At 56.1% G+C, this 21,773-nt stretch carries 20 protein-coding genes and 1 other RNA gene; 2 read left to right on the forward strand and 19 right to left on the reverse strand.

The genetic code is table 11. The annotated features are described in order from the left end of the window. Nucleotides 1-398 precede the first annotated feature (398 nt). The 16 genes from ABD796_RS26140 to rpoE form a co-directional block, all read right to left on the reverse strand. The gene (locus ABD796_RS26140) at nucleotides 399-662 is read right to left on the reverse strand and encodes a pro-sigmaK processing inhibitor BofA family protein (protein ID WP_344913638.1); all 264 of its coding nucleotides are present in this window, start codon (nucleotides 660-662) and stop codon (nucleotides 399-401) included. 1 nt (nucleotide 663) lies between these two features. Beyond that, nucleotides 664-933: a YaaL family protein gene (locus ABD796_RS26145; protein WP_344913641.1), complete on the reverse strand. Its 270-nt coding sequence runs from the start codon at nucleotides 931-933 to the stop codon at nucleotides 664-666. Between the two features lie 138 nt (nucleotides 934-1,071). Beyond that, nucleotides 1,072-1,671, reverse strand: coding sequence for a recombination mediator RecR (recR, locus tag ABD796_RS26150; protein WP_344913644.1), 600 nt, complete (start codon nucleotides 1,669-1,671; stop codon nucleotides 1,072-1,074). 23 nt (nucleotides 1,672-1,694) lie between these two features. After that, nucleotides 1,695-2,006: a YbaB/EbfC family nucleoid-associated protein gene (locus ABD796_RS26155; RefSeq protein ID WP_344913648.1), complete on the reverse strand. Its 312-nt coding sequence runs from the start codon at nucleotides 2,004-2,006 to the stop codon at nucleotides 1,695-1,697. 19 nt (nucleotides 2,007-2,025) lie between these two features. Then, a complete protein-coding gene (gene dnaX / locus ABD796_RS26160) occupies nucleotides 2,026-3,765 on the reverse strand; it encodes a DNA polymerase III subunit gamma/tau (protein WP_344913651.1) in 1,740 nt (579 codons plus the stop codon). 76 nt (nucleotides 3,766-3,841) lie between these two features. Continuing rightward, a complete protein-coding gene (locus ABD796_RS26165; RefSeq protein ID WP_344913654.1) occupies nucleotides 3,842-5,263 on the reverse strand; it encodes an ATP-binding protein in 1,422 nt (473 codons plus the stop codon). A 166-nt stretch (nucleotides 5,264-5,429) separates the two neighbouring features. Further along, nucleotides 5,430-5,695, reverse strand: an RNA gene (gene ffs, locus ABD796_RS26170) — signal recognition particle sRNA large type. A 53-nt stretch (nucleotides 5,696-5,748) separates the two neighbouring features. Further along, a complete protein-coding gene (locus tag ABD796_RS26175) occupies nucleotides 5,749-6,138 on the reverse strand; it encodes a hypothetical protein (protein WP_344913657.1) in 390 nt (129 codons plus the stop codon). A gap of 74 nt (nucleotides 6,139-6,212) precedes the next feature. After that, a complete protein-coding gene (gene rpmE, locus ABD796_RS26180; RefSeq protein WP_344913659.1) occupies nucleotides 6,213-6,410 on the reverse strand; it encodes a 50S ribosomal protein L31 in 198 nt (65 codons plus the stop codon). Nucleotides 6,411-6,526: 116 nt separating this feature from the next. Further along, a complete protein-coding gene (locus ABD796_RS26185) occupies nucleotides 6,527-7,780 on the reverse strand; it encodes a radical SAM family protein (RefSeq protein WP_344913663.1) in 1,254 nt (417 codons plus the stop codon). A gap of 30 nt (nucleotides 7,781-7,810) precedes the next feature. Beyond that, entirely contained in the window at nucleotides 7,811-9,088 is a 1,278-nt protein-coding gene (gene rho, locus ABD796_RS26190; RefSeq protein ID WP_344913666.1) for a transcription termination factor Rho, read from the reverse strand. Between the two features lie 66 nt (nucleotides 9,089-9,154). Continuing rightward, nucleotides 9,155-10,441: a UDP-N-acetylglucosamine 1-carboxyvinyltransferase gene (locus ABD796_RS26195; RefSeq protein WP_344913669.1), complete on the reverse strand. Its 1,287-nt coding sequence runs from the start codon at nucleotides 10,439-10,441 to the stop codon at nucleotides 9,155-9,157. A 94-nt stretch (nucleotides 10,442-10,535) separates the two neighbouring features. Further along, complete coding sequence (gene fba, locus ABD796_RS26200; RefSeq protein WP_344913673.1) at nucleotides 10,536-11,390, reverse strand: class II fructose-1,6-bisphosphate aldolase; 855 nt, start codon at nucleotides 11,388-11,390, stop codon at nucleotides 10,536-10,538. Between the two features lie 146 nt (nucleotides 11,391-11,536). Further along, nucleotides 11,537-11,929: a response regulator gene (locus tag ABD796_RS26205; RefSeq protein WP_344913676.1), complete on the reverse strand. Its 393-nt coding sequence runs from the start codon at nucleotides 11,927-11,929 to the stop codon at nucleotides 11,537-11,539. 167 nt (nucleotides 11,930-12,096) lie between these two features. Next, nucleotides 12,097-13,731 carry a CTP synthase gene (pyrG, locus tag ABD796_RS26210; RefSeq protein WP_344913680.1) on the reverse strand — a complete coding sequence of 545 codons (1,635 nt, stop codon included), beginning with the start codon at nucleotides 13,729-13,731 and terminating at the stop codon, nucleotides 12,097-12,099. Between the two features lie 397 nt (nucleotides 13,732-14,128). Further along, entirely contained in the window at nucleotides 14,129-14,704 is a 576-nt protein-coding gene (gene rpoE / locus ABD796_RS26215; RefSeq protein ID WP_344913683.1) for a DNA-directed RNA polymerase subunit delta, read from the reverse strand. Between the two features lie 432 nt (nucleotides 14,705-15,136). Between rpoE and ABD796_RS26220 the strand changes: the two genes are divergently transcribed. Beyond that, a complete protein-coding gene (locus tag ABD796_RS26220; RefSeq protein ID WP_344913686.1) occupies nucleotides 15,137-16,300 on the forward strand; it encodes a S8 family peptidase in 1,164 nt (387 codons plus the stop codon). Between the two features lie 61 nt (nucleotides 16,301-16,361). Here ABD796_RS26220 and argS read toward each other — a convergent pair whose 3' ends face one another. The 3 genes from argS to speE all read right to left on the reverse strand — a co-directional run bounded on the left by argS (nucleotide 16,362) and on the right by speE (nucleotide 19,416). Further along, entirely contained in the window at nucleotides 16,362-18,035 is a 1,674-nt protein-coding gene (gene argS / locus ABD796_RS26225) for an arginine--tRNA ligase (RefSeq protein WP_344913689.1), read from the reverse strand. After that, complete coding sequence (locus tag ABD796_RS26230) at nucleotides 18,032-18,472, reverse strand: YwiB family protein (RefSeq protein WP_344913692.1); 441 nt, start codon at nucleotides 18,470-18,472, stop codon at nucleotides 18,032-18,034. The genes argS and ABD796_RS26230 overlap by 4 nt, the downstream gene beginning before the upstream one ends. 113 nt (nucleotides 18,473-18,585) lie before the next feature. Beyond that, complete coding sequence (speE, locus tag ABD796_RS26235; protein WP_344913695.1) at nucleotides 18,586-19,416, reverse strand: polyamine aminopropyltransferase; 831 nt, start codon at nucleotides 19,414-19,416, stop codon at nucleotides 18,586-18,588. Nucleotides 19,417-19,651: 235 nt separating this feature from the next. Here speE and ABD796_RS26240 point away from each other — a divergent pair, with 235 nt between their 5' ends. Further along, complete coding sequence (locus tag ABD796_RS26240; protein WP_344913698.1) at nucleotides 19,652-21,724, forward strand: transglycosylase domain-containing protein; 2,073 nt, start codon at nucleotides 19,652-19,654, stop codon at nucleotides 21,722-21,724. Nucleotides 21,725-21,773 lie beyond the last annotated feature (49 nt).

The following is a 21,773-nucleotide window of genomic DNA, read 5'->3' on the forward strand; positions in this document are numbered from 1 at the left end:
GTATTAGGCACGCCGCCAGCGTTCGTCCTGAGCCAGGATCAAACTCTCCAATAAGGTCGATCACTCCCTCGCGGAAGTCACCGTTTATTCTAGAGCAGATTGCTCATTTCGTACTGACTTTTGCAAGCTCTTTCGAGCTCGCCTTGCACGCTCATTGTTCAGTTTTCAAGGAGCAATAACTTGTCGCTTTTTGTCGTATATCGTTTTTAGCGACCTCTTTAATATAGCACACTCGCCTATCTTCTTGCAAGCTTTTTTTTAAAATTCTTTTTTCGCTTGCTTTTTGCGATACGGTGTTGTCCAACAGGCGGAATATCACTATACCACGATTGGGCGGCCCTGTTCAAGTCTTTTTTTCGAGCTTGTCCGCATTATTTATAAAGGGCCGCACCTTCGGCCTACAGCAGCACGATTTTCAATCCGATCAGCATAAGAATGCCGGGCGCCCCCAAAATTATCGTAGTCGCCACTGTCGGAATATTGAGTGGAATCCGAAAATCATATTGTGTGCCGACCAGATTAACGAAATAAAGCAAAAACGCCGCTACGACAATGTGAAGCATCGCATATCCCAACCATTGCCACGACCCTTTGCGGCGAACAAGCGTAATGATCAGCAGCAGGGAAGATACGATCAGCAGCCCCAGCCATACAAAATGCATCTTATCCCTCCGCCGTTCTGCCCATGCCGGCATGGAGCGCGTGCACGTTCAGCTTTTTTGCGCTTCTCAGCAGCATTTCATACCGTTTCTCCGCCGCTTCCAAAGCAAAGATAGCGTAATCGATCTGATCCTGGTCCGCCGCATAGTCCAGCCTGTAAAGCGCATGCTGCCAATCGGTTTGCGCAACCCGGATCTCCTGCAACAGCTCCTGCTTGTCCTTCCAATACGGATCTGCCGCTTGCGGCTTGATCCCGAACAACCGCCATAACATGTCCCTCACGCTCCTGTCCCGGTTCCTTGTCAAACTCCCGCTCACTGAACCATATGGGACGGAAGCGCGATTTAGAACAACGGAACGGTTAAGGACAAGAAAAAAGCCGCACGGCCTTTTGCACCGTACAGCTTGATATCAAGAAAGTTCTCTTCGGCCTTCTAGCGCTTTCGAAAGCGTAACCTCGTCGGCGTATTCCAGATCGCCCCCTACGGGCAGCCCATGGGCAATACGCGTGACCTTCAAACCAAAAGGCTTGACCAGACGGGACAAGTACATCGCCGTCGATTCGCCCTCGATATTGGGATTGGTAGCCAATATCAGCTCCTGCACCTTCTCGTCGCTCAACCTCTTCAGCAGTTCGGCAATGCGGATCTCATCGGGACCGATCCCCTCCATCGGCGATATCGCCCCGTGAAGCACGTGGTAGTACCCGTGAAAGTCTTTCATCCGTTCCAGCGCGACCAGATCTTTAGGCTCCTGCACCACGCATATGACGGAACCGTCGCGCGTTTTGTCCTGACAAATCCGGCAAGGGTCGACGTCCGTAATATTGCAGCAGACCGAGCAGTAGTGCAGATTGCGCTTTACGCTGACAAGCGATTTGGCAAAATCGAGCACGTCATCTTCCTTCATGCGCAGCACGTGGAAGGCGAGCCGGCCTGCCGTTTTCGGCCCTACTCCCGGCAAGCGGGAGAAGGCGTCGATCAGCTTAGCTATAGGTTCCGGGTAAAACAAGGGAATGGCTCCTTTTTCATCGACTAGAACATGCCAGGCAGTTTCATCCCGCCGGTCAGACGCCCCATATCCTGTTCGGCCATTTGCTCGGCCTTGGTCAAAGCGTCGTTCACCGCGGTCAGCACAAGATCCTGCAGCATATCGACGTCTTCCGGATCAACCGCCTCCGGCTTGATGACGATATTCGTAATTTTGCGTTGTCCGGTGGCGGTTACCGTAACGGCCCCGCCGCCTGCGCTGCCTTCCACCGTTTTGCCGGAAAGCTCTTCCTGCGCCTTCATCATTTGCTCCTGCATTTTTTTCACTTGTTTCATCATTTGCTGCATGTTGTTCATTTCTCATCATCCTTTCGGTTTATTCTTTGACGACAACCAGATCTTCGCCGAACAATTTGATCGCTTCGTCGACGAAATCGTCGCGCGTATCCGCAGGGACGGGTTCTTCCATCCGCATCGTCTCGGGCTGCTCGGCAGAGCCCGCCTGCGTTTCTTTCCAGTCCTTGATCATAGCGGTGACGAGCTTGTAAGGTTGACCAAGCAGCTCGCGCAGCACCTGCTCGATCAATTCCTTATGGGCGGGCTTCTCCGTCGTTTCCCGGTGCATGGCGCTCTTGAATGCCAACAGCAAAGTATCTTCGGTTACCGCCACCGGCTCGCCGTCGACGAGCCAGGCATGGACGGTAATTTTGCGTTCCTTCACCTGCTGCAGCACCTGCCCCCACTTGCCGAGCGCCTGCTTGAGCGCCGGCGAATCGGCATGCGGCACATACGGGTCGAGCTTGACGCCAAGCTTCGTGGCGACCGCGGAGGATGGAGAGCGCTGCCCTCCCGCTCCGGACGGCCGCTCGCGCGATTCCTTGCCCGCCGGCTGGGCGGGAACGCCGCTCTTCAGCAATTGCTCCAGCTTTTGCTCCAGCTGGGCAATTTTACGGCTCAAGGAAGCCACGTCGGCATTACCCGCATTCTCTTCCTTGGCCGGCGCAGCGGCGGCGGACGACGAGCCGGCCGCTCCGGACGAACTGCACAGCTTCAGGACCGCCACTTCGAAAATCGTCTGCGGCTGAGCCGAATATTTCATCTCCGCCTGGTAATGATTCAATACGTCTATGCAATGGAACAGACGATCGGTCGTAAAGGAGTCGATCATGCCGCGGAACGTCTCGGCGTCCGTTATCCGGTCGGTCCATTCCTCGGCATTCGGCACAAGCTTGAGCATCAAGGCGTCGCGGAAATAATAAAGCAGGTTTTCGATGCTTTTCTCCGCGCTTTTTCCTTCCTGCATCAGATGCTCGATACAGGCTAGCGCCGCTCCGGCATCGCGGCCGACGATCGCTTCGGCCAGGCGTCCGAACTGCTCCAGACCGATCCCGCCGGTAATCCCCAGCACTTCTTGAAGGGTTACATGGTTGCCGGTATAAGCGATGACCTGATCCAACAGGCTCAGGGCGTCGCGCATACCCCCGTCCGACAGTCGGGCGACGTATTGCAAAGCTTCTTTCTCCGCCGTCACGCCCTCTTCGCCGCATATATACGATATCCGGGAAACTTGCTCTTCCAGCGGTACGCGGCGGAAGTCGAAGCGCTGGCAGCGGGAAATAATCGTCGCCGGCAGCCGGTGCGGCTCGGTCGTCGCCAATATAAACATGACGTGAGCGGGTGGCTCCTCCAACGTCTTCAACAGCGCGTTAAACGCTTCCGTCGTGAGCATGTGCACTTCGTCGATAATATATACCTTTTGACGCACTTCCGTAGGCGCGTATTTGACCTTTTCGCGGATGTCGCGAATCTCCTCCACCCCGCGGTTGGAGGCAGCATCGATTTCGACCACGTCCATAACCGCGCCTTCGGTTATGCGCCGGCAAGCCGAGCACGTGTTGCACGGCTCCTCCGCCGGCCCGTTCTCGCAGTTGACGGCTTTGGCCAATATTTTGGCCGCCGTCGTCTTGCCCGTTCCCCGCGGGCCGTTGAACAAGTAGGCGTGAGACAACCGCCCTTCGCGCAGCGAGTTTTGCAGCGTCTGCGTGATATGCTGTTGTCCGACGATATCCCGGAAAGCCTGCGGCCTCCAGGTGCGGTATAAAGCGATATGCGCCATTCCGACTCTCCCACCGTAATTAGCGTTATGGTCTCCCTATTATACACTATACGGCTTGCATTTGACCAACGCCCGCTTACTCCGGCGAGAAGGGCACACTGACCGTAAACGTCGTTCCATAGCCTTTGGAGGAAACCCGGATATGCCCCCCGATATCGTGAATAATGCGCTGGCATACCGAGAGTCCGAGCCCGGTACCGCTTTCCTTGGTCGTAAAAAACGGATCGAAAATTTTATCGATCAAAAACGCCGGGATGCCGGGTCCGGCGTCCTGAATCTCGACATGCACTTTCCGCTCGCGGTATTCGACCTTTTCTGTTATCGTCAATGTCCCTCCTTGCACCATAGCTTCGATTCCATTCTTGCAAAGGTTGATGAAAACCTGCTTTAGCAGCTCCTTATCGGCAACGATTTTGGGCATTTGATAAACCGATTCGTATTGGATCGTTACGTTATGCAGCACAGCCTGGTTGTTAATGATCGGCAAAATGTCGCGCAGCACCGAGGAAACGTCTATTTTGTCATACGTGACATGCTTGGGCTTGCTGAGCAGCAAAAACTCTCCCACCAGCTCGTTGATCCGATCGATCTCGGCCAGCATCAGATCCGTATACCCTTGCTCGCGCTCCATACCGTTCTGGTCAAACGTCCGGTTGAGCACTTGCAAAAAGCCTTTGATCGAAGTCAACGGATTGCGGATTTCATGAGCGGTTCCGGCCGCAATCTGGCCGATCATCGCCAAACGATCGCTGCGCTGCACCTGCTGCTCCAAGGAGCGCAAATTCGTCACATCCTTGAAGATGACGTATGCGCCGACCACTTGACCGTCTTTATCGCGGATCAGGTTGGAGTCCATCAGCAACTCGTACCGCTCCCGGTTGTTCGTCCACGATACCGCATGATTGCGCACGAGAACGCCGTCCAGCAGCGTCCGCTGCACGAGCTGGTGCTCTTTCGGCACGGAGCGAAAAATGTCGTCCATCGAACGGTTGATTGAGCGTCTCCGGTCGATCCCCAGAATAGCGCAGGCCAGCTCGCTAATATCCACCAGCCGGAATTCGTTATCGACGAGAAGCAGCCCGAGATTGACATCTTTCACGAACGAGCCGGAAAACTGTTGAAGCAGACTTAATTCTCCGCCGCAGGTCCGCTCCTGAATACCGAGCACGTACAACCGGCCCCCCTGGCTCTCCGCCCGGTACAACCGGCATGGCGTCAGAACCTCCTGTTCGGCGCCCAGCCGCAAATCCACTACCGTGGCCCCGTCCATATCCTCGCTGTCCTCGCATTGGCGGAGCAGAAACTTCCAATCCATCCCCTTGGGCAGCAAGGACGATATGGACGATTTCCCTATATCGCAGTTTCCGTTCATCCACTTGGTTGCCTGCCTGTTGTAATCGACAAGAAGCCCGCTTTCATCGAAAATGGCGGCGCAGGCCGCGCCCCACGAACGGATAAAGCTTTGTGGAGACGGCATTGAGATCCGGAACTTGTCCATGCAATACCACCTTTTGTATTTTTATATCCGAACCCAAACGGCCTCGGTCCCCCTAGTTATACAATTCTACTCGCAACTGTTTTTTCCTTCCAAATGCCAAAACACCGGATAAACGTCTGTAACGTTTATCCGGTGCATCAAAGCATCTTCGTATGCGATTGGTAAACCGTGCACCTGTCGTTGATCATGCGATCCAAGCGGAACCTCTACCGGTTAGCTCGAGTCAGGCACTCCTCCGGCACATGAACAATCTTGCTTACGGCTGCTTCCTTCCGGACCTGACCGGGTTCACAAGCGCCCATTGCGGAGGACCCGACCGTCAACACTTCGTGTAAAAGTCAGACCTCACATCGACAAGACCGAAAACAGGAATTCAACCCCGCTATAGCGGATTGCGGGTTCAGGGCACCGCTACCTCCCCGTCTAGCACGGTAATACATAGTATAGCCGATTGGCGGACAAACTTCAACCTCAGGAACATGCGGTTATCCGTCTTTCAGCGTAACCTTGAAATCATACCGCGGAACCGCCTGCTGCAACGCTTGCAGCGCCTCGGTCTGAATACGCGCTTTTTCTTCCGGAGCCAGCTCTTTGGGAACCGTCAGTCTCACGGTCGCATTCGCGCCGTGGGTCGTAATGCGCACTTTGCGTACGCCGGAAATCGGCACAACCGCATCCCGCATCATCGCGTTATCGACTTCATACGTATGATAAGTTGGGGTCATCGGCATGCTGGGATTCGTGTTGGTAATGCCCAAATATCCGTCATTGTTGTAGGTTTTCACCTGCTGCGTGCCGCCGCCTTTCGCCCCGCAGGCCGAAATCAGCAGCATAATAAAGACCACAGGAATGAGAAGCCGCCCTAACCGTTTCATTAAAAAAACCTCCCTTGGCCTTAGGATGGCCAAGAGAGGTCGTTGTATGCATGTACGCTAAACGTACATTGGAATTAAATACCGTATTTTTTCTTGAATTTATCAACACGTCCGCCGGCATCGATAAACTTTTGTTTACCCGTGAAGTGCGGATGGCACGCCGAGCAAATTTCCACACGGAGATTTTGCTTAACGGAGCCAGTCTCGAACGTATTACCGCAAGCGCAAGTCGCTGTCGTTACAAAATATTTCGGTTGAATTTCTGTTTTCATGAACCTTTCACCTCTTTCCGCCCTGAGTCTCATTGGTGACCCAGAGTTATATGGACACATGACCGCATTATAGCACGCATGCTTGTCTGAACGCAACTGCATGTTTTGGCAGCAAACTAGCGGGCAGTCTTCTGCGGCGGAATATGCGTATAAGAGCCGATGATGACGTCCGGCAGCTCCGCTTCGAATATCTCGATCATCCGCTTCATCCCATATACATCGCCCTTCGGCTGCGGAATAAGCTTCAGATACCCTTCGGGATCGATATTCAGGTTGCGCAGCTGAATCAGACGCAGTCCGGTCCGTTTGGCGAAACCAAGCATCGCTTCGATTTCTTCCTCGCGGTCCGTCACGCCAGGAAATACCAAATAGTTGATCGACGTGTACACGCCTTTGTTCGAGGCGTACGTCAACGACTTCTCCACATTGGCTACCGAATATCCGCGCGGCTTGTAGTAAGCGTTGTAATGGTCGTCCAAAGCGCTAATCGTGCTCACCCTCATCAAGTCGAGACCGGCGTCTACGATAGCCCGGATATGGTCGGTTAGACCGGCGTTCGTATTGATGTTGATGTATCCGAGATCGGTCTGCTCCCGCACGCGCCGAATCGCGTCCAAAATCAGCTTGGCTTGCGTGGAGGGCTCTCCCTCGCAGCCTTGTCCGAAGCTGATAATGCTTTCCGGAGTGCGCAGATGCTCCAGCATAATCTGGACGATCTCGTCCACCGTAGGCTTGAAGTTCATACGCGTCTGCGGAGCGGGGAAGCCGCTGTCGTCCGGCTGTTCGGATATGCACCCGTAGCAGCCCGCGTTGCACGAGAACGATACGGGTACCGCCCCTTCCAGCCGCGAAAGGAATGTGTTGGAAGCGGTCAGGCATTCGTATTCGAGCGCGCATTTGGACAAGTGCTGGTACAGCCGATTGTCGGGATACGTCTGAAGCAGGCGTTCCACGCCGATGCCCAGCTCCCGCGTGTCGCAATTGCGCGGGTTCCACGGTTCGGGATCGTCGCTTTGCCTGGCCGCTACGTAGAACTTCCCGTCTTTCCACACAACCGCCGTATAGCCGAACAAGGGCAGCATCTGCGACTTGTCCCTCTTCACATAGCCGGGCAGCAGCAGGCGCGTAAACCCTTGCGGGAGCAGCGCGCCAACCGCCGTGTACGGCCCGTCGAGGGGCTGCATCGCTTCCGCAGCTTCGTTCCAGCCGATCGCCCGCGTATTCGGCAAGCTGACCATCGTCGCGCCTTCCGGCAGCGGGATCAGCTCGTCCTCCCATATTTCCGTAATCATGTCGCCGCTGCGGCCGAGAGCCGACCATTCCGGATGGTCGAATACGTTGCCGGCTTCATCCGCATATACCAGATGCATGAGCTTTCCCTTCTTTTCCAAATCAGTTTATCAGGAAGCGGAGTTTTTCACGCGCTTGCCGTCCGGCTTCGCTTCCAACGTATCGAGAAACTCGCGGTTCGTTTTCGTATCGCCGAGCTTCTTCAGGAAGGCATCGACGAAGTCGTGCGAGTCGTTCATATTTTTGCGGATTGCCCAAATCTTGTCGAGCTCTTCTTTGGTCAACAGCATTTCTTCGCGGCGCGTACCCGAGCGGCGAATGTCGATCGCCGGGAAAATACGGCGTTCCGCCAGCTTGCGGTCCAGATGCAGCTCCAGATTGCCCGTTCCTTTAAATTCTTCGTAGATGACGTCATCCATCCGCGAACCGGTCTCCACGAGAGCCGTCGCCAAAATGGTCAAGCTTCCGCCCTCTTCGATGTTGCGCGCCGCGCCGAAAAACCGCTTCGGACGATGGAACGCGCTCGGATCGATACCGCCGGACAACGTTCGTCCCGAAGGCGGAATGACCAAGTTGTACGCGCGCGCCAGACGGGTGATGCTGTCCAGCAGAATAACGACGTCCTTCTTGGACTCGACCATACGCTGAGCCCTCTCCAGCACCAGTTCCGCTACCTTGATATGGTTCTCCGGCAGTTCGTCAAACGTGGAAGCGACCACTTCGGCTTTGACCGAGCGCTGCATATCCGTCACTTCTTCCGGACGTTCATCGATCAGCAGCACGAACAGCTCCACTTCCGGGTAGTTCAACGAAATACTGTTGGCGATTTCTTTGAGCAGCAATGTTTTGCCTGCCTTCGGAGGGGCCACGATAAGTCCGCGCTGACCCATCCCGACGGGACTGAGCAAATCCATAATGCGGGTAGAAATTTGCGCGGGCGTCGTCTCGAGTACGAACTTGGTTTGAGGATAAAGTGGGGTCAAGGCCGGGAAGTGAAGCCGTTCCGCAGCCGTTTCCGGCTTCTCGCCATTTACCGCTTCGACTTGCAGCAAGCCGAAATACCGTTCGTTTTCCTTAGGCGGCCTGCATTTGCCGGACACCATATCGCCGGAGCGCAAATCAAATTTGCGGATCTGCGATTGGGAAATATAAATATCCTCGGCGCTCGGCAAGTAGTTGATCGGCCGCAGGAAGCCGTATCCCTCCGACAGCACGTCGAGCACGCCTTCCATGAACATCAAACCGCCCTTTTCGGCCTGGGCTCGTAAAATAGCAAAAATCAATTCTTTTTTCTTCATTTGGCCGTAGGACGGGATTTGATGCTCTTTGGCCAACTTGTACAAGTCGGTCAATTTCAACTGCTCCAGCTGAGCCAGATGCATATCCATAAATTCATCCACCACACTATTCAATTAATTCGGAAGGCATTCCAATCTATCATTTCCGATTTTCTTTCAATCTATTCTTCCGGCGGAAGCCACTTCCGAGCTTTCCTCTTCCCATACCTCGGCACCCAAATTGCGCAAATTGATCACGAGATTCTCGTAGCCCCGGTGTATGTACTCCGTTCCTCCAATTTCGGTGACGCCGGAAGGCACGGTCAGTGCAGCCGTAAACAGCGCCGCTCCGGCCCGCAGATCGGTCGCTCTCACCTTGGCGGCGGACAACGTACCGCCTTCGATAATCGCCGAGCGTCCCTCGACCTTGATTTTCGCGCCCATGCGAATCAGTTCGGGAACGTGCTTGAAACGGTTATTGTACACATAATCGGTTAGAATGCTGACGCCTTTCGCTTGGGTGAGGAGACTGGTCATCGGGGACTGAAGATCGGTGGCAAATCCGGGGTAAACGAGCGCCTTGACATCCACGCTCTCGTATTCCGGCTGACCTACGACGCGTATCGACTCGTCCATCTCGTAAATATGAACGCCCATCTCTTGCAGTTTGGCGGTCAAAGCTTCCATATGCTTCGGGATGACATTATCGATCACGACATCCCCGCGGGTAGCCGCCGCGGCGATCATATACGAGCCGGCCTGAATTCGGTCGGGAATGATCGAATGACGGCAGCCGTGCAGCGAGTCGACGCCTTCGATACGGATCGTCTCGGTGCCGGCGCCTTTGATTTTGGCGCCCATAGCGTTAAGCAGAGTAGCTACATCTATAATTTCTGGCTCTTTGGCCGCATTTTCGATCAGAGTGATTCCTTTGGCGCGAGAAGCGGCCAACATAATGTTGATCGTCGCCCCTACGCTGACGACATCCAGATAAATTTTCGCCCCGCGCAATTGCTTCGCCCGGATACGCAGGCTTCCATACTCATTGCTGACTTCCGCGCCGAGTGCCTCGAAGCCCTTCATATGCTGATCGATCGGCCTCGGCTCGAAATTGCAGCCTCCCGGCAATCCGATCGTCGCTTCCCCGAACCTTCCGAGAAGCGCTCCCATCAAATAATACGATGCACGAAGCTTCTTGATATTCCCGTTCGGCATCGGGACCGATTTCAACGACGCAGGGTCGATGATCATCTGGTCGCCGTTCCGTTGTACGCTTGCCCCCAGCTCCGTTAGCAGCTCGGTATAAATACCGACGTCGCTAATGAGAGGAAGATTGTCCAGCACGACCGTCGTTTCCGCCAATATTGCCGCAGGGATTAAGGCGACCGCGCTGTTCTTCGCTCCGCTAATCGTAACCGTTCCCCGGAGCGGCCGGCCTCCTGCGACCATAAGTTTTCCCGTCATTCCTGCAAATTCCCCCTGACCCGCGCACGAAAACTACAGAGGGGAAACCCGCCAAGACCTCTCCCGTCGGCGAGTTTCCCGCATCCGCATCGATTTACGCTTGGTTGCTGCTGCCAAACAAACGAATTTTCGCTTTGACGACTTCTACCATCGCTTTGCGCGCAGGCGTCAAATATTTGCGGGGGTCGTATACGACAGCGTCCTTGGCCAGCACTTCGCGGATCGCTTCAGTACATGCGACCTGGTTCTCGGTATTGACGTTGATCTTGCCCACGCCTGCGGCGACAGACAGACGAATCGCCTCGTCGGGAACGCCGGAACCGCCATGGAGCACGATCGGCACCGGAACAGCCTTGGCTACTTGTTCGATAATATCGTAGTGAATCTTGGGCTCGCCCTTGTACATGCCGTGCGCCGTACCTACCGCGATAGCCAGGCAGTCGACTCCGGTCTCTTCATAGAAACGGATCGCTTCCTCCGGCTTCGCCAGGTTGGCATGCTCCTCGTCAACGCTGATGTCGTCCTCGACGCCGCCGATCGTGCCGAGCTCGCCTTCGACGGATACGCCCATAGCGCGGGCCGCCTTCACGACTTCCTTCGTCAGACGGATGTTCTCTTCCAACGTGTAATGCGAACCGTCGAACATGACGGAGCTGAAGCCGCCGCGGATACATTTCATCGCAACTTCGAAGCTGCTGCCATGGTCCAAGTGCAGAGCGATCGGCAGGCCGGATTTCTTGGCTGCCGCTTCGGCAATCGCTACGGTATATTCCATCCCCATATATTTCAGGGCGCCTTCGCTTACGCCAAAAATAAACGGCGAATTTTCTTCGATGGCCGCGTCCGTAATCGCTTGGGCAAACTCCAGGTTGTTCATGTTGAATTGTCCGACCGCAAATTTATTCTCTTTCGCTTTAGGCAAAAATTCATTCATTGAAACAAGTGGCATTGGTCGTTCCTCCTAAACGTTCTTCGTTGAATTAAGATCCGAGAGCAATACTGGTTCATTATAGCACACTCGTCCGCGAAATGGTAACTCCCTGCAAGCCGCAAGGGCTCCCGGGTTTTGAGAGACAAAGAAAAAAGGACCCTTCATCAGGATCCTATCGCAAGCCTGGGCGAATCCGAGCGCAGCTGATTGTTAACCGCCTGCCTCAGGTCGTCGATATCGAACGGTTTCGTAAAGTGCGTCAATGCCCCCAAATCGGTCGCTTCTTTAATCATGTCCAGCTCTCCGTAAGCGGTCATCATGATCACCTTGATACTTGTGTCGATTTGTTTGATGTGCTTCAAAATGTCCAGACCGTCCATACCCGGTATTTTCATGTCAAGCAATACGAGATCGGGCGATTCCTTGCGGACGATTTCAAGCGCCAGTTTGCCGTTGGACGCCTGAAACGTATTATACCCTTCGTTGCTGAACACTTCCACGAGCAATACGCGGATACCATTTTGATCGTCGACAATCAACACTTTCTTCTTATCCAATCATCAAACCTCCTCACAACTTTGCATGAACACTAGCCGACATCTGCATGGAGAATCTGTTACCTTAACGCTATAAATTCGATGCCGATCGTCGTATTCCTGCTGGGTTGTGAAGAAAGTTGTAAGTTTTTACAAATAAGTTAATGATTTAGCCCGGCTTCGCGCCGTTATTGAAGCGCCGGAACTTCCTTGGAACGCTCGGCCATATCGACGGCCGCCCGCACGAATTGACGGAACAGCGGCTGAGGGCGATTCGGACGCGACGTGAACTCCGGATGGAATTGAACCGCCAGAAACCACGGATGACCCGGCAGCTCGATCACTTCGACCAATCTTCCGTCGGGAGACGTCCCGGAAATTTTCAAGCCCGCCGACTCCAAAGCTTCGCGGTATTGGTTGTTGAATTCGTACCGGTGACGATGGCGCTCGTACACCAGTTCGTCCTCATAACAGCTCATCGCCAGCGAGTCTTCGGCGATCTTGCACGGATACAGACCGAGACGCATCGTTCCGCCCAGATCCTCGATGTCCTTTTGCTCCGGCAGCAGGTCGATAACCGGGTAAGGCGTGGTCGGATGAATCTCCGAGCTGTTCGCTCCTTCCAGACCGGCAACGGAACGCGCAAATTCCACGACGGCCACTTGCATGCCGAGACAGATGCCGAAGAATGGTACGTCGTTCTCACGCGCATAGCGAATGGCGGAGATCTTTCCTTCGATGCCGCGATCCCCGAAGCCGCCCGGCACGAGTATGCCCTGCACACCCTGCAGCAGCTCTTCCGCATTGTGATCGTATATTTCCTCGGCGTTGACCCAGCGTATATCCACTTCGGTATTGCAGTCGATGCCCGCGTGGCCAAGCGCCTCGACAATGCTCAAATAAGCGTCATGGAGAGCGACGTATTTGCCAACGATGGCGATTTCAGTCTTCTTCTGCAACGACTTCACTTTATGGACAAGCTGCTCCCACTCCGTCATATTCGGCGGATTGCGGAACGCATCGAGCTTCAGATGCTTGACGACGATATCGTCAAGACCTTGCTCCCGCAGCATCATCGGCACTTCGTACAGCGTGCTCGCGTCTTGGCATTCGATCACCGCTTCCGCGTCGATGTCGCAGAACAGCGCAAGCTTGCGCTTCATGTCTTCGGCAAGCGGATGCTCCGTGCGGCATACGATCACCTGCGGCTGGATGCCGATGCTGCGCAGTTCCTTGACGCTGTGCTGGGTCGGCTTCGTCTTGACCTCTCCGGCTGCCTTCAAATACGGAATAAGCGTCACATGAATGTACATGACATTGTCGCGTCCGATGTCGCTCTTGATTTGCCGGATCGCTTCCAAGAACGGCAAGCTCTCGATATCCCCGACGGTGCCGCCGATTTCGGTAATGACGACGTCGGATTGGGTTTCCCGGCCGGCCCGGAATACCCGGTCCTTGATTTCGTTCGTAATATGCGGAATCACTTGAACGGTACCGCCCAAATACTCCCCGCGGCGCTCCTTGGTAATGACGGACGAGTAGATTTTGCCGGTTGTTACGTTGCTCGCTTTGGACAAATTGATGTCGATAAAACGTTCGTAGTGTCCGAGGTCCAAATCGGTCTCCGCACCGTCGTCGGTGACGAACACTTCCCCATGCTGGTAAGGACTCATCGTACCCGGATCGACATTGATGTACGGGTCGAATTTCTGAATCGTCACTTTGAGTCCCCGGTTTTTGAGCAGCCTCCCCAGTGAAGCCGCGGTAATCCCTTTACCGAGCGAAGAAACGACGCCGCCTGTTACGAAAATATACTTGGTCACGTTTGTAAAACCTCCGTTCAAGTCTGTAAAGCCAGTCACCCGCGTATGCGGGCAAAAAAAATAAAAGTGACTCCCGCCGAGACGGGGCACTTTAGTCGGATTCGCTAAACGAATTGTAAATCTGTAGCCCAAAACATAGTTTACCCGGTAGCCGGGAGCCTGTCAAGGGAGCCTTGGCAACTGTTCGCGGACCGCCCGGCAGGCAGTCGCTCGGCCAGACGCCGGCAGGCGCCGCCATCCCGGTTTCGGTACGGCGTGCCCGAGCAAGCCGACCGCGAACGGTGCGGAAAAAGCGGCTATCGCATGCACCCTTGGTCCCGCAGCGCCGCATGGCCTGACCGGTTGCGCCGGCCGTCGGACGAATTTCTAGGAGGAAAGACTTCGGTCTAAAGCCCGGTCAGTTCTTGTCTTCTTCCTCTTCGTCCTCGCTGTCTTCCCCTTCTTCGCCGTCCTCGAACTCGTCCTCTTCTTCTTCGGCTTCCTCGTCGATCTCGGCAATCTCGCCTTCGACTTCCTCGATCTCGGCGTCGTCGATCGCTTCCTCGTCCTGATAGAAGTCTTCCTCTTCGCCGCTGAATTCCTCTTCGCCCTCGTAGGCTTCGTACTCTTCTTCGGTTTCTTCTTCCTCCGTATAGTAATCGTCATCGTCGTCATCGTCGTTGATGATGCGCGGATGCTTGGAGGAGCCTACCGCCGCATCGTCGGATTTCTCTACAGGGTACCAGCGTTTCAGGCCCCACAGGTTCGTGCCGACGCATGCGAATCTTCCGTCTATATTAATTTCCGTATATAGCTGTGCGATAACCTGCATCACTTCTTCGTCCGACAAGCCTTTGATTTTGGCTATTTCCTGCATCAAATCCCGATAGTAAAACGGGTTTTTGGCCGCTTTCAATACTTCGAACGCAAGATCGACCATCGGCATTTCTTTAGCCTTCTCGGCATCAATTTTAAGCGTATAGGAGCTGCTCATGGCCAAACACTTCCTTTCCCGACATGGTCTAATGGCAACAACCGATCCTGGCTCCCCGGCGCCCGCATTCGGCGCGGAAGAGACGTTCCCTCTTCTAAAATGCCCATTATCTTCATTAAGTAAAACCTATTTTATTCAAAAATGCAACTATGCCCGCTCCCGAAATTGCGCAGCGCGTTTCCATACAAAAAGGAAGCCGTTTTCCGGCTTCCTTAAGGACTGTATCCGCTTGGCCGATGAACGTCCGTTCACCACCTTGCGTACGAGAAGAGCGCCCGCGGGTGCCCTCCATTCATACTATGAGGGCCGCCGATCAATGACACAACCGCAAGCCTAACTTTTGCGAAAAAAGGCGCTCATCTCATGCGGGCGGATCGTACAGGTTCATATCATATCAAGTACCGACATGAGGAAGCAGGGGAGGGAATTCACTTGAGCGAATCGGCGCTGCTGCGCATGCTGCGCGAAGCAATCGGAACGTCTCCGACCAACGCCAGGCGCCATATCATTCATTTCCGGAACAAATCGGCGTACGGACGGTTTGTGGCCGCCCTCGGGAAAGCGGGAGAGCTGTTTCCCGTCAAAGGGGCCATTCAGCCGATCTCCATCATCCACGCGATTTCGTGTACGCTGAAATCCGGGTTCCCGGCGTTGCGCCATCCAAGCATCCGCTTTATTGAAGAAGATATCTCCATCCGCGTTCATTTCGCCCAGGCCCGTCCGATGCAGCAGGCGGCGGCTTTGCGTCATACCGGCCCTTCCATCCCCTGGGGCGTCCGGCAGATCAAGTCGCCCGAGGCGTGGCGGGAAACCCGGGGCAACCGCATCCGGATCGGCGTCATCGACACCGGCGTGGACTATTTGCATCCCGATCTGCGGGGGCGAGTGTCCCGGGGCATTAATTTGCTGAACCGCAGCCTTCTCCCGACCGACGACAACGGACACGGCACGCATATCGCCGGCACGATCGCTGCATCCAACCACGATTCGGGCCTTGTCGGGGTGGCGCCCAGCGCGATCATTCATCCCGTCAAATCGTTCGACCATAACGGCACGGCTTTCGTCTCGGATATCGTGCTCGGCATCGACTGGTGCGTCCGCAACCGGATGCATGTAATCAACATGAGCTTCGGCATGAAAAACCGCAGCAAATCGCTTCACGACGCCGTACGCAACGCCAACAAGGCCGGTATAGCCGTCGTAGCCTCCTCCGGCAACGAAGGCAAGCAGTCGGCCATCGATTACCCGGCGAGATTTTCCCAGGCGATCTCCGTCGGCGCTACCGCCGCGAACAAAAAAATAGCCCCGTTCAGCAACAGGGGCAAGTCGATCGATCTGTATGCGCCAGGAGAGAAAATCAAATCGACCTGGCTGCAGCACAAATATATGGAGTTGAGCGGCACGTCCATGGCAACCTCGCACGTATCGGGCGTGATCGCCCTCATGCTGTCCGTCCGTCCGGGACTGTCGCCGTCGGAGATCAAGGCGCTGCTGCAGAAGACGTCCAATCCCATCTCCGGCCTCAAATCGCGTTCCCATGCGAAAGCCGGCGAGATCGACGCCGTTCGCGTTTTGAAGCATTTATCCCCGCCGTAGAACCGGGAAGCCTCCCCGCCCCGCTTCGGACGGGGCAGAGGCAGCCCTTCGGGCGCGGCGCCTACATGCTTTGCGGAGCCGATACGCCGATCAGCGCCAGCGTATTGCGCAGGACGACGCGCACGGCGCCGAGCAGCGCGAGGCGGGCCTGAGTCAGCCTCAGGTCTTCGGTAATGACCCGCTCGGCCCGGTAATAGCTGTGAAGCTGCGAAGCCAGTTCGTACACGTAGCGGACCAGCCGATGCGGGGCGTACTGCGCGGCCGCTTCGGCCACTTCCGCCGGAAGCTCGCCTATTTTGCGCAAAAGATCGTATTCCGCTTCGGTAGTCAATGCGAACAGGTCGGCCTGACCGTGCGGAGCCGCCGGCGTCCCCTGCTCCTCCGCCTGGCGGAAAATGCTGCAAATCCGCGCATGGGCGTATTGCACATAGAACACCGGGTTATCGTTGGACTTCGAGATCGCCAGGTCCATATCAAAATCGAGATGGGAATCGTTGCTGCGCATCGTGAAGAAATAACGGATCGCATCCACGCCGACCTCGTCCATCAAATCTTCCATCGTGACCGCTTTGCCGGTCCGCTTGGACATCTTCACCTTCTCGCCGTTCTGGAACAGACTGACCATCTGCGCGATCAGTACGGTCAGCTTGGACGGATCGAGACCGAGCGCGGTCATGGCCGCTTTCACACGCGGAATGTAACCGTGGTGGTCGGCCCCCCAGATGTTGATCATCTCGTCGAAGCCGCGCTCGTACTTGGTGCGGTGATAGGCGATATCCGGCGTCAGATACGTGTAGCTGCCGTCGTTCTTGACGAGCACCCGGTCCTTGTCGTCGCCGTAAGGCGTCGTACGCAGCCAGGTAGCCCCGTCCTGTTCGAAAATATGTCCATTCGCGCGCAGCTGCTCGAGGGCAGGCGCGATTTTACCGGTTTCGTACAAGGATGTCTCGCTGTACCAAACGTCGAACGAAACCCGGAAACGCGCCAAATCCCGCTTGATTTTATCAAGCTCCTTCTCCAGCCCGTACGCTTTGAAATACGCCTGGCGCTCCGCTTCCGCCAGCGCGCCGAGTCTCTCGCCCTCCTGCGCCAGCAGCTCCTTGGCGAAACCCTTGATGTCTTCCCCGTAATAACCGTCCTCCGGCATCTCCGCCGCCTGACCGAGCTCCTGCAAGTACCGGACCTCGATCGACTTGGCCAAATTGTCCACCTGGTTGCCAGCGTCATTGATGTAGTATTCCCGGCTGACCTCATACCCGGCAAAATCGAGCACGTGGCACAGCGCGTCGCCGATTGCCGCCCCCCGGGCATGACCGAGATGCAGGCTGCCTGTCGGATTGGCGCTGACGAACTCCACTTGAACCTTCTTCCCCCGGCCCAACTGCACCCGTCCATACCGCTCGTCCGCCTCCAGCGCTTCATGCACGACACCGTACAAATAGCTGCGGTCCATAAAAAAGTTGATAAAGCCCGGACCGGCAATCTCCGTCTTGGCAATAAACGCTTTCTTCTTGTCCAGCCGCTCGACCAGCCGCTCCGCGATTTGCCGCGGATTCTGCTTGGCAAGTCGGCTCAGCTGCATGGCCACGTTTGTGGCCAGGTCGCCATGTACTTTCTCTCTGGGCACTTCAAGCACGACCGGAGGGATCTGCTCCCGCTCGGCAATGCCGGCCTCGACGATCGCCTCCGCAATCGCTTCCTTCACTAGCGCTTCCGCGCGTTCAATGACACTCATTCCGTGAGCTCCTCCTCGATCGTAAGCGCAAGCCGCATCCGGCCGGCCGGCGCGCCCCCGGCTACCATATCGTAGCTCCAAGAGAGCATGCCCAAACCGTCGGTCAGCTTGCGGTCGATGCCATGCGTCATTACTTCCAGCTCCATACGTCCCTGCGGCAGCTCGTAGCTGCCCACAGTTCGCGTTCCGGAACGGAACGTGAGATCGGACCGCACATCCCCGTGACGGATCACCTTGATGTGCGACTCGTCCCATTTTACCGTAGCCGTCGTCCGGCCCATATCCGTATCGGGTTCGTCGTAGCGCAAGTAAAACATGCCGTTCACCGCATACAGCTCTCCGCGGGCCAGCCAGCTTTGCTTCTGCCCCGACTGTCTGCTCTCGATACGAACGCGCACGCGGCGCTTGCGGCTTACCGGCGTCTCCGGCTTCGTCATCGGCGTTCCCCCGCTCTCCCGCATCGCCTCCGACCTTCGTCGAAGTGCGGGGCGTCCTAAAGGTTGAAAAAAAGATGAAGGGCGCCCTTCATCTTTCGAATCGGTCGGAAATGTTAAGACTTGAGCAAATCCTCGACGAACTTGGGCAGCACAAACGCCGCTTTATGCAGACGAGGCGTATAGTATTTCGTCTCGATCTCGGGAATGGCGCTCTCGTCGACCTGCACGGGATCGTGCGTCTTGCTGCCCAGCGTGAACGTCCACAGACCGCTCGGGTAGGTCGGAATATTCGCCCCGTATACGCGAACGATCGGGAATATTTCGCGCACGTCGCGGTTTACCGTACGGATCAAGTCCGCCTTGAACCAAGGATTGTCCGTCTGCGCCACGAAGATGCCGTCTTCCTTCAACGCCTCGTAGATGCCTTGATAAAAGCCGCGGCTGAACAATTCTACCGCCGGACCGACCGGCTCGGTCGAATCGACCATGATGACATCGTACGTGTTTTTATGATCATGAATGTGCATGTATCCGTCATTGACGATCACCTCTACCCGGGCATCGTCCAGCCAGCCGGCGATTTCGGGCAAATATTTTTTCGAATATTCGATGACTTTGCCGTCGATGTCGACCAGTACGGCCTTCTCGACCTGGGGATGCTTCAGCACCTCGCGGATGACGCCGCCGTCTCCGCCGCCCACGACCAGCACGTGCCGCGGATTCGGGTGGCTGAACAAGGCAGGATGAGCCACCATCTCGTGGTACACGAATTCGTCGCGCACCGTCGTCATGACCATGCCGTCCAGCACGAGCATGCGGCCCCATTCGGCCGTATCGATAATCGCCAAGTCCTGAAAGTCCGTTTGCTCCCTCACGAGGGTTTCTTTAATCTTCGCCGTAATGCCGAAATCCTCGGTCTGCTTCTCGGTGTACCACAATTCCATGGGGTCATCCCTTCCTTCCGCTGTATCGCTCGTTTCATTGTAACATAAGGCACAGCTTGTATTATAGTAAAACGATGCGAAAATGCAACCGCCCCTTTCATGGCGCCTTCGAACGAAGCTTTGCCATGAAAAGCCGGCGTTTTTTTCTTGTTCCTTCTTGAATAGCTCGCCCCATCTGTTCCCATACTGGTAAAATAGCAATTTTCCAAACATCGCCAACTAGGGGGGAGCCGTCATGGAGCACACCGGGAACGGACGCAGCAGCCGGACGAGGCAAGGACGCGGGAAAAGGCGCTTGCGCAAGTTTGTCGCCTTTCTATTCAGCTGCGGCCTGCTCGGCGTAGCCTGTCTGGTCGCCGGCGCGCTCTATCTGCGGACGCAGGCGCTCCCCGTCGGTACGTTCACTCAGCCCTCGCAGCTGTACGATATGCGTGGAGAGCTGATCGCATCGTTCCAGGGCGGCGAAAACCGCGAGTTCGTTCCTTTAAAGAACATGCCGAAGTATTTGGTGGATGCGACGCTGGCCATTGAAGACAAACGGTTTTACGATCACGTCGGCCTCGATCTGCGCGGCATCGCCCGCGCGGCCTTGGTTAACGTGCAGCATATGGGCCGGGTGCAGGGCGCCAGTACGCTCACGCAGCAGCTTGCCCGCAATTTGTATCTGACCCAGGACCGTACCTGGTCGCGCAAAATGAAAGAAGCGATGTACGCGGTGCAGTTGGAGATGCAGCTCAGCAAAGACCAGATTATGGAGATGTACCTGAACGACGCGACCTATTACGGCAATTCCGCCTACGGAGTGCAGTCCGCGGCCAAGCTGTTTTTCGGCAAAGACGTGGCGGACCTGACGCTCGCGGAATGCGCAATGATCGCCGGAGTGCCTAAAGGCCCCCGTTACTACTCTCCTTACTTTAATATGGATAACGCCGTCGAGCGGCAGCAGCTCATTTTGACGGAGATGGCCAACCAGGGCTACATTACCGTCCAGCAAGCCGAAGCAGCCAAGGCCGAGAAGTTGAACATCCGGCCAGCGGAGAAAAAAAGCGCTATCGTGCTGGCCCCTTATTTCCGCGATTATGTCCGGTCCGTGGCCATCAACCGGCTCGGCATCGACGAGCGGGAATTCGACGAAGGCGGCATTCGCGTCTACACGACGCTTGACCTGACGATGCAGAGGGCCGCAGAGGATTCCGTGTCGCGGCAGTTGACCGGCGGCGATACGGGCGAGCTGCAAGCCGCCCTCGTGGCCGTGGACCCGCGCAACGGTTACGTGAAAGCGATGGTCGGCGGCAGGGACTACGGCGAGAACCAGTTCAACCGGGCCGTCTCGAACAGCCGCCAACCGGGCTCGGCCTTCAAAGCGTTCGTCTATTTGACCGCCCTGCAGCAGCCCGGCTTCACGGCCGTCAGCCGGTTCAAGAGCGAACCGACGGCGTTTACGTACGACAATGGCCGCAAGACGTACACTCCGAGCAATTTTGGCGGCAAATACCCGAACGCCTTGATCGATCTTCGCGAGGCGATCGCCAAGTCGGACAACATATTCGCCGTTCAGACGATCATGCAGGTCGGGGCGGATAAAGTCATCGAGACGGCGCGCAAGCTCGGCATTACAAGCCGCCTGGAGCCGCTGCCGTCGCTCGCGCTGGGGACGTATCCGGTCAGTCCGCTGGAAATGGCCGGCGCGTTCGGAGCGATTGCGAACCAAGGCACGCGGATCGAGACGACCGTCATTACGCGGATCGAAAGCTCGACCGGCAAGCTGCTCTATGAGGCCAAGCCCGTCAAGGAGAAAGTCGTGGAGCCCGAATACGCGTATACGCTGACCAATCTGATGAAAAGCGTGTTCGAGCCCGGCGGTACGGCCAGCCGCGTCGCGAGTACCATCAAGCGGCCCGTGGCGGGCAAGACCGGTACGACGGATACCGACGCCTGGCTGGTCGGCTTTACGCCGGAGCTGGCGACGGCCGTCTGGGTCGGCTACGACCGCGACAAGATGATCAGTTCCCTCGATTCGTACAAGGCCGCTCCGATTTTCGCCGATTTCACCGAACAGGCGCTCGAGGCCATACCGCCGAAGCTGTTCCCGATGCCGGACAACGTCACGAGCGTCTACATCGATCCCGCCACCGGCAAGCTGGCGACGGACCGGTGTCCGAACGCGCGCTCGGAGGTGTTCGTGAAAGGAACGGAGCCGACGGAATATTGCTCCGAGCACGGCAGCGCCCCGCCGGCCGATGGGAAGGCCGAGCCGAAGAAGAGCGGCTCCTGGTGGGACGATCTGAAGCGCTGGTGGAACGATTAAAAAATACGCAAAAAGGCAGACGATTATCGTCTGCCTTTTTGCTGTCCTA

This window comes from Paenibacillus hodogayensis (assembly GCF_039536325.1).
GTDB classification, from domain to species: domain Bacteria; phylum Bacillota; class Bacilli; order Paenibacillales; family NBRC-103111; genus Paenibacillus_AB; species Paenibacillus_AB hodogayensis.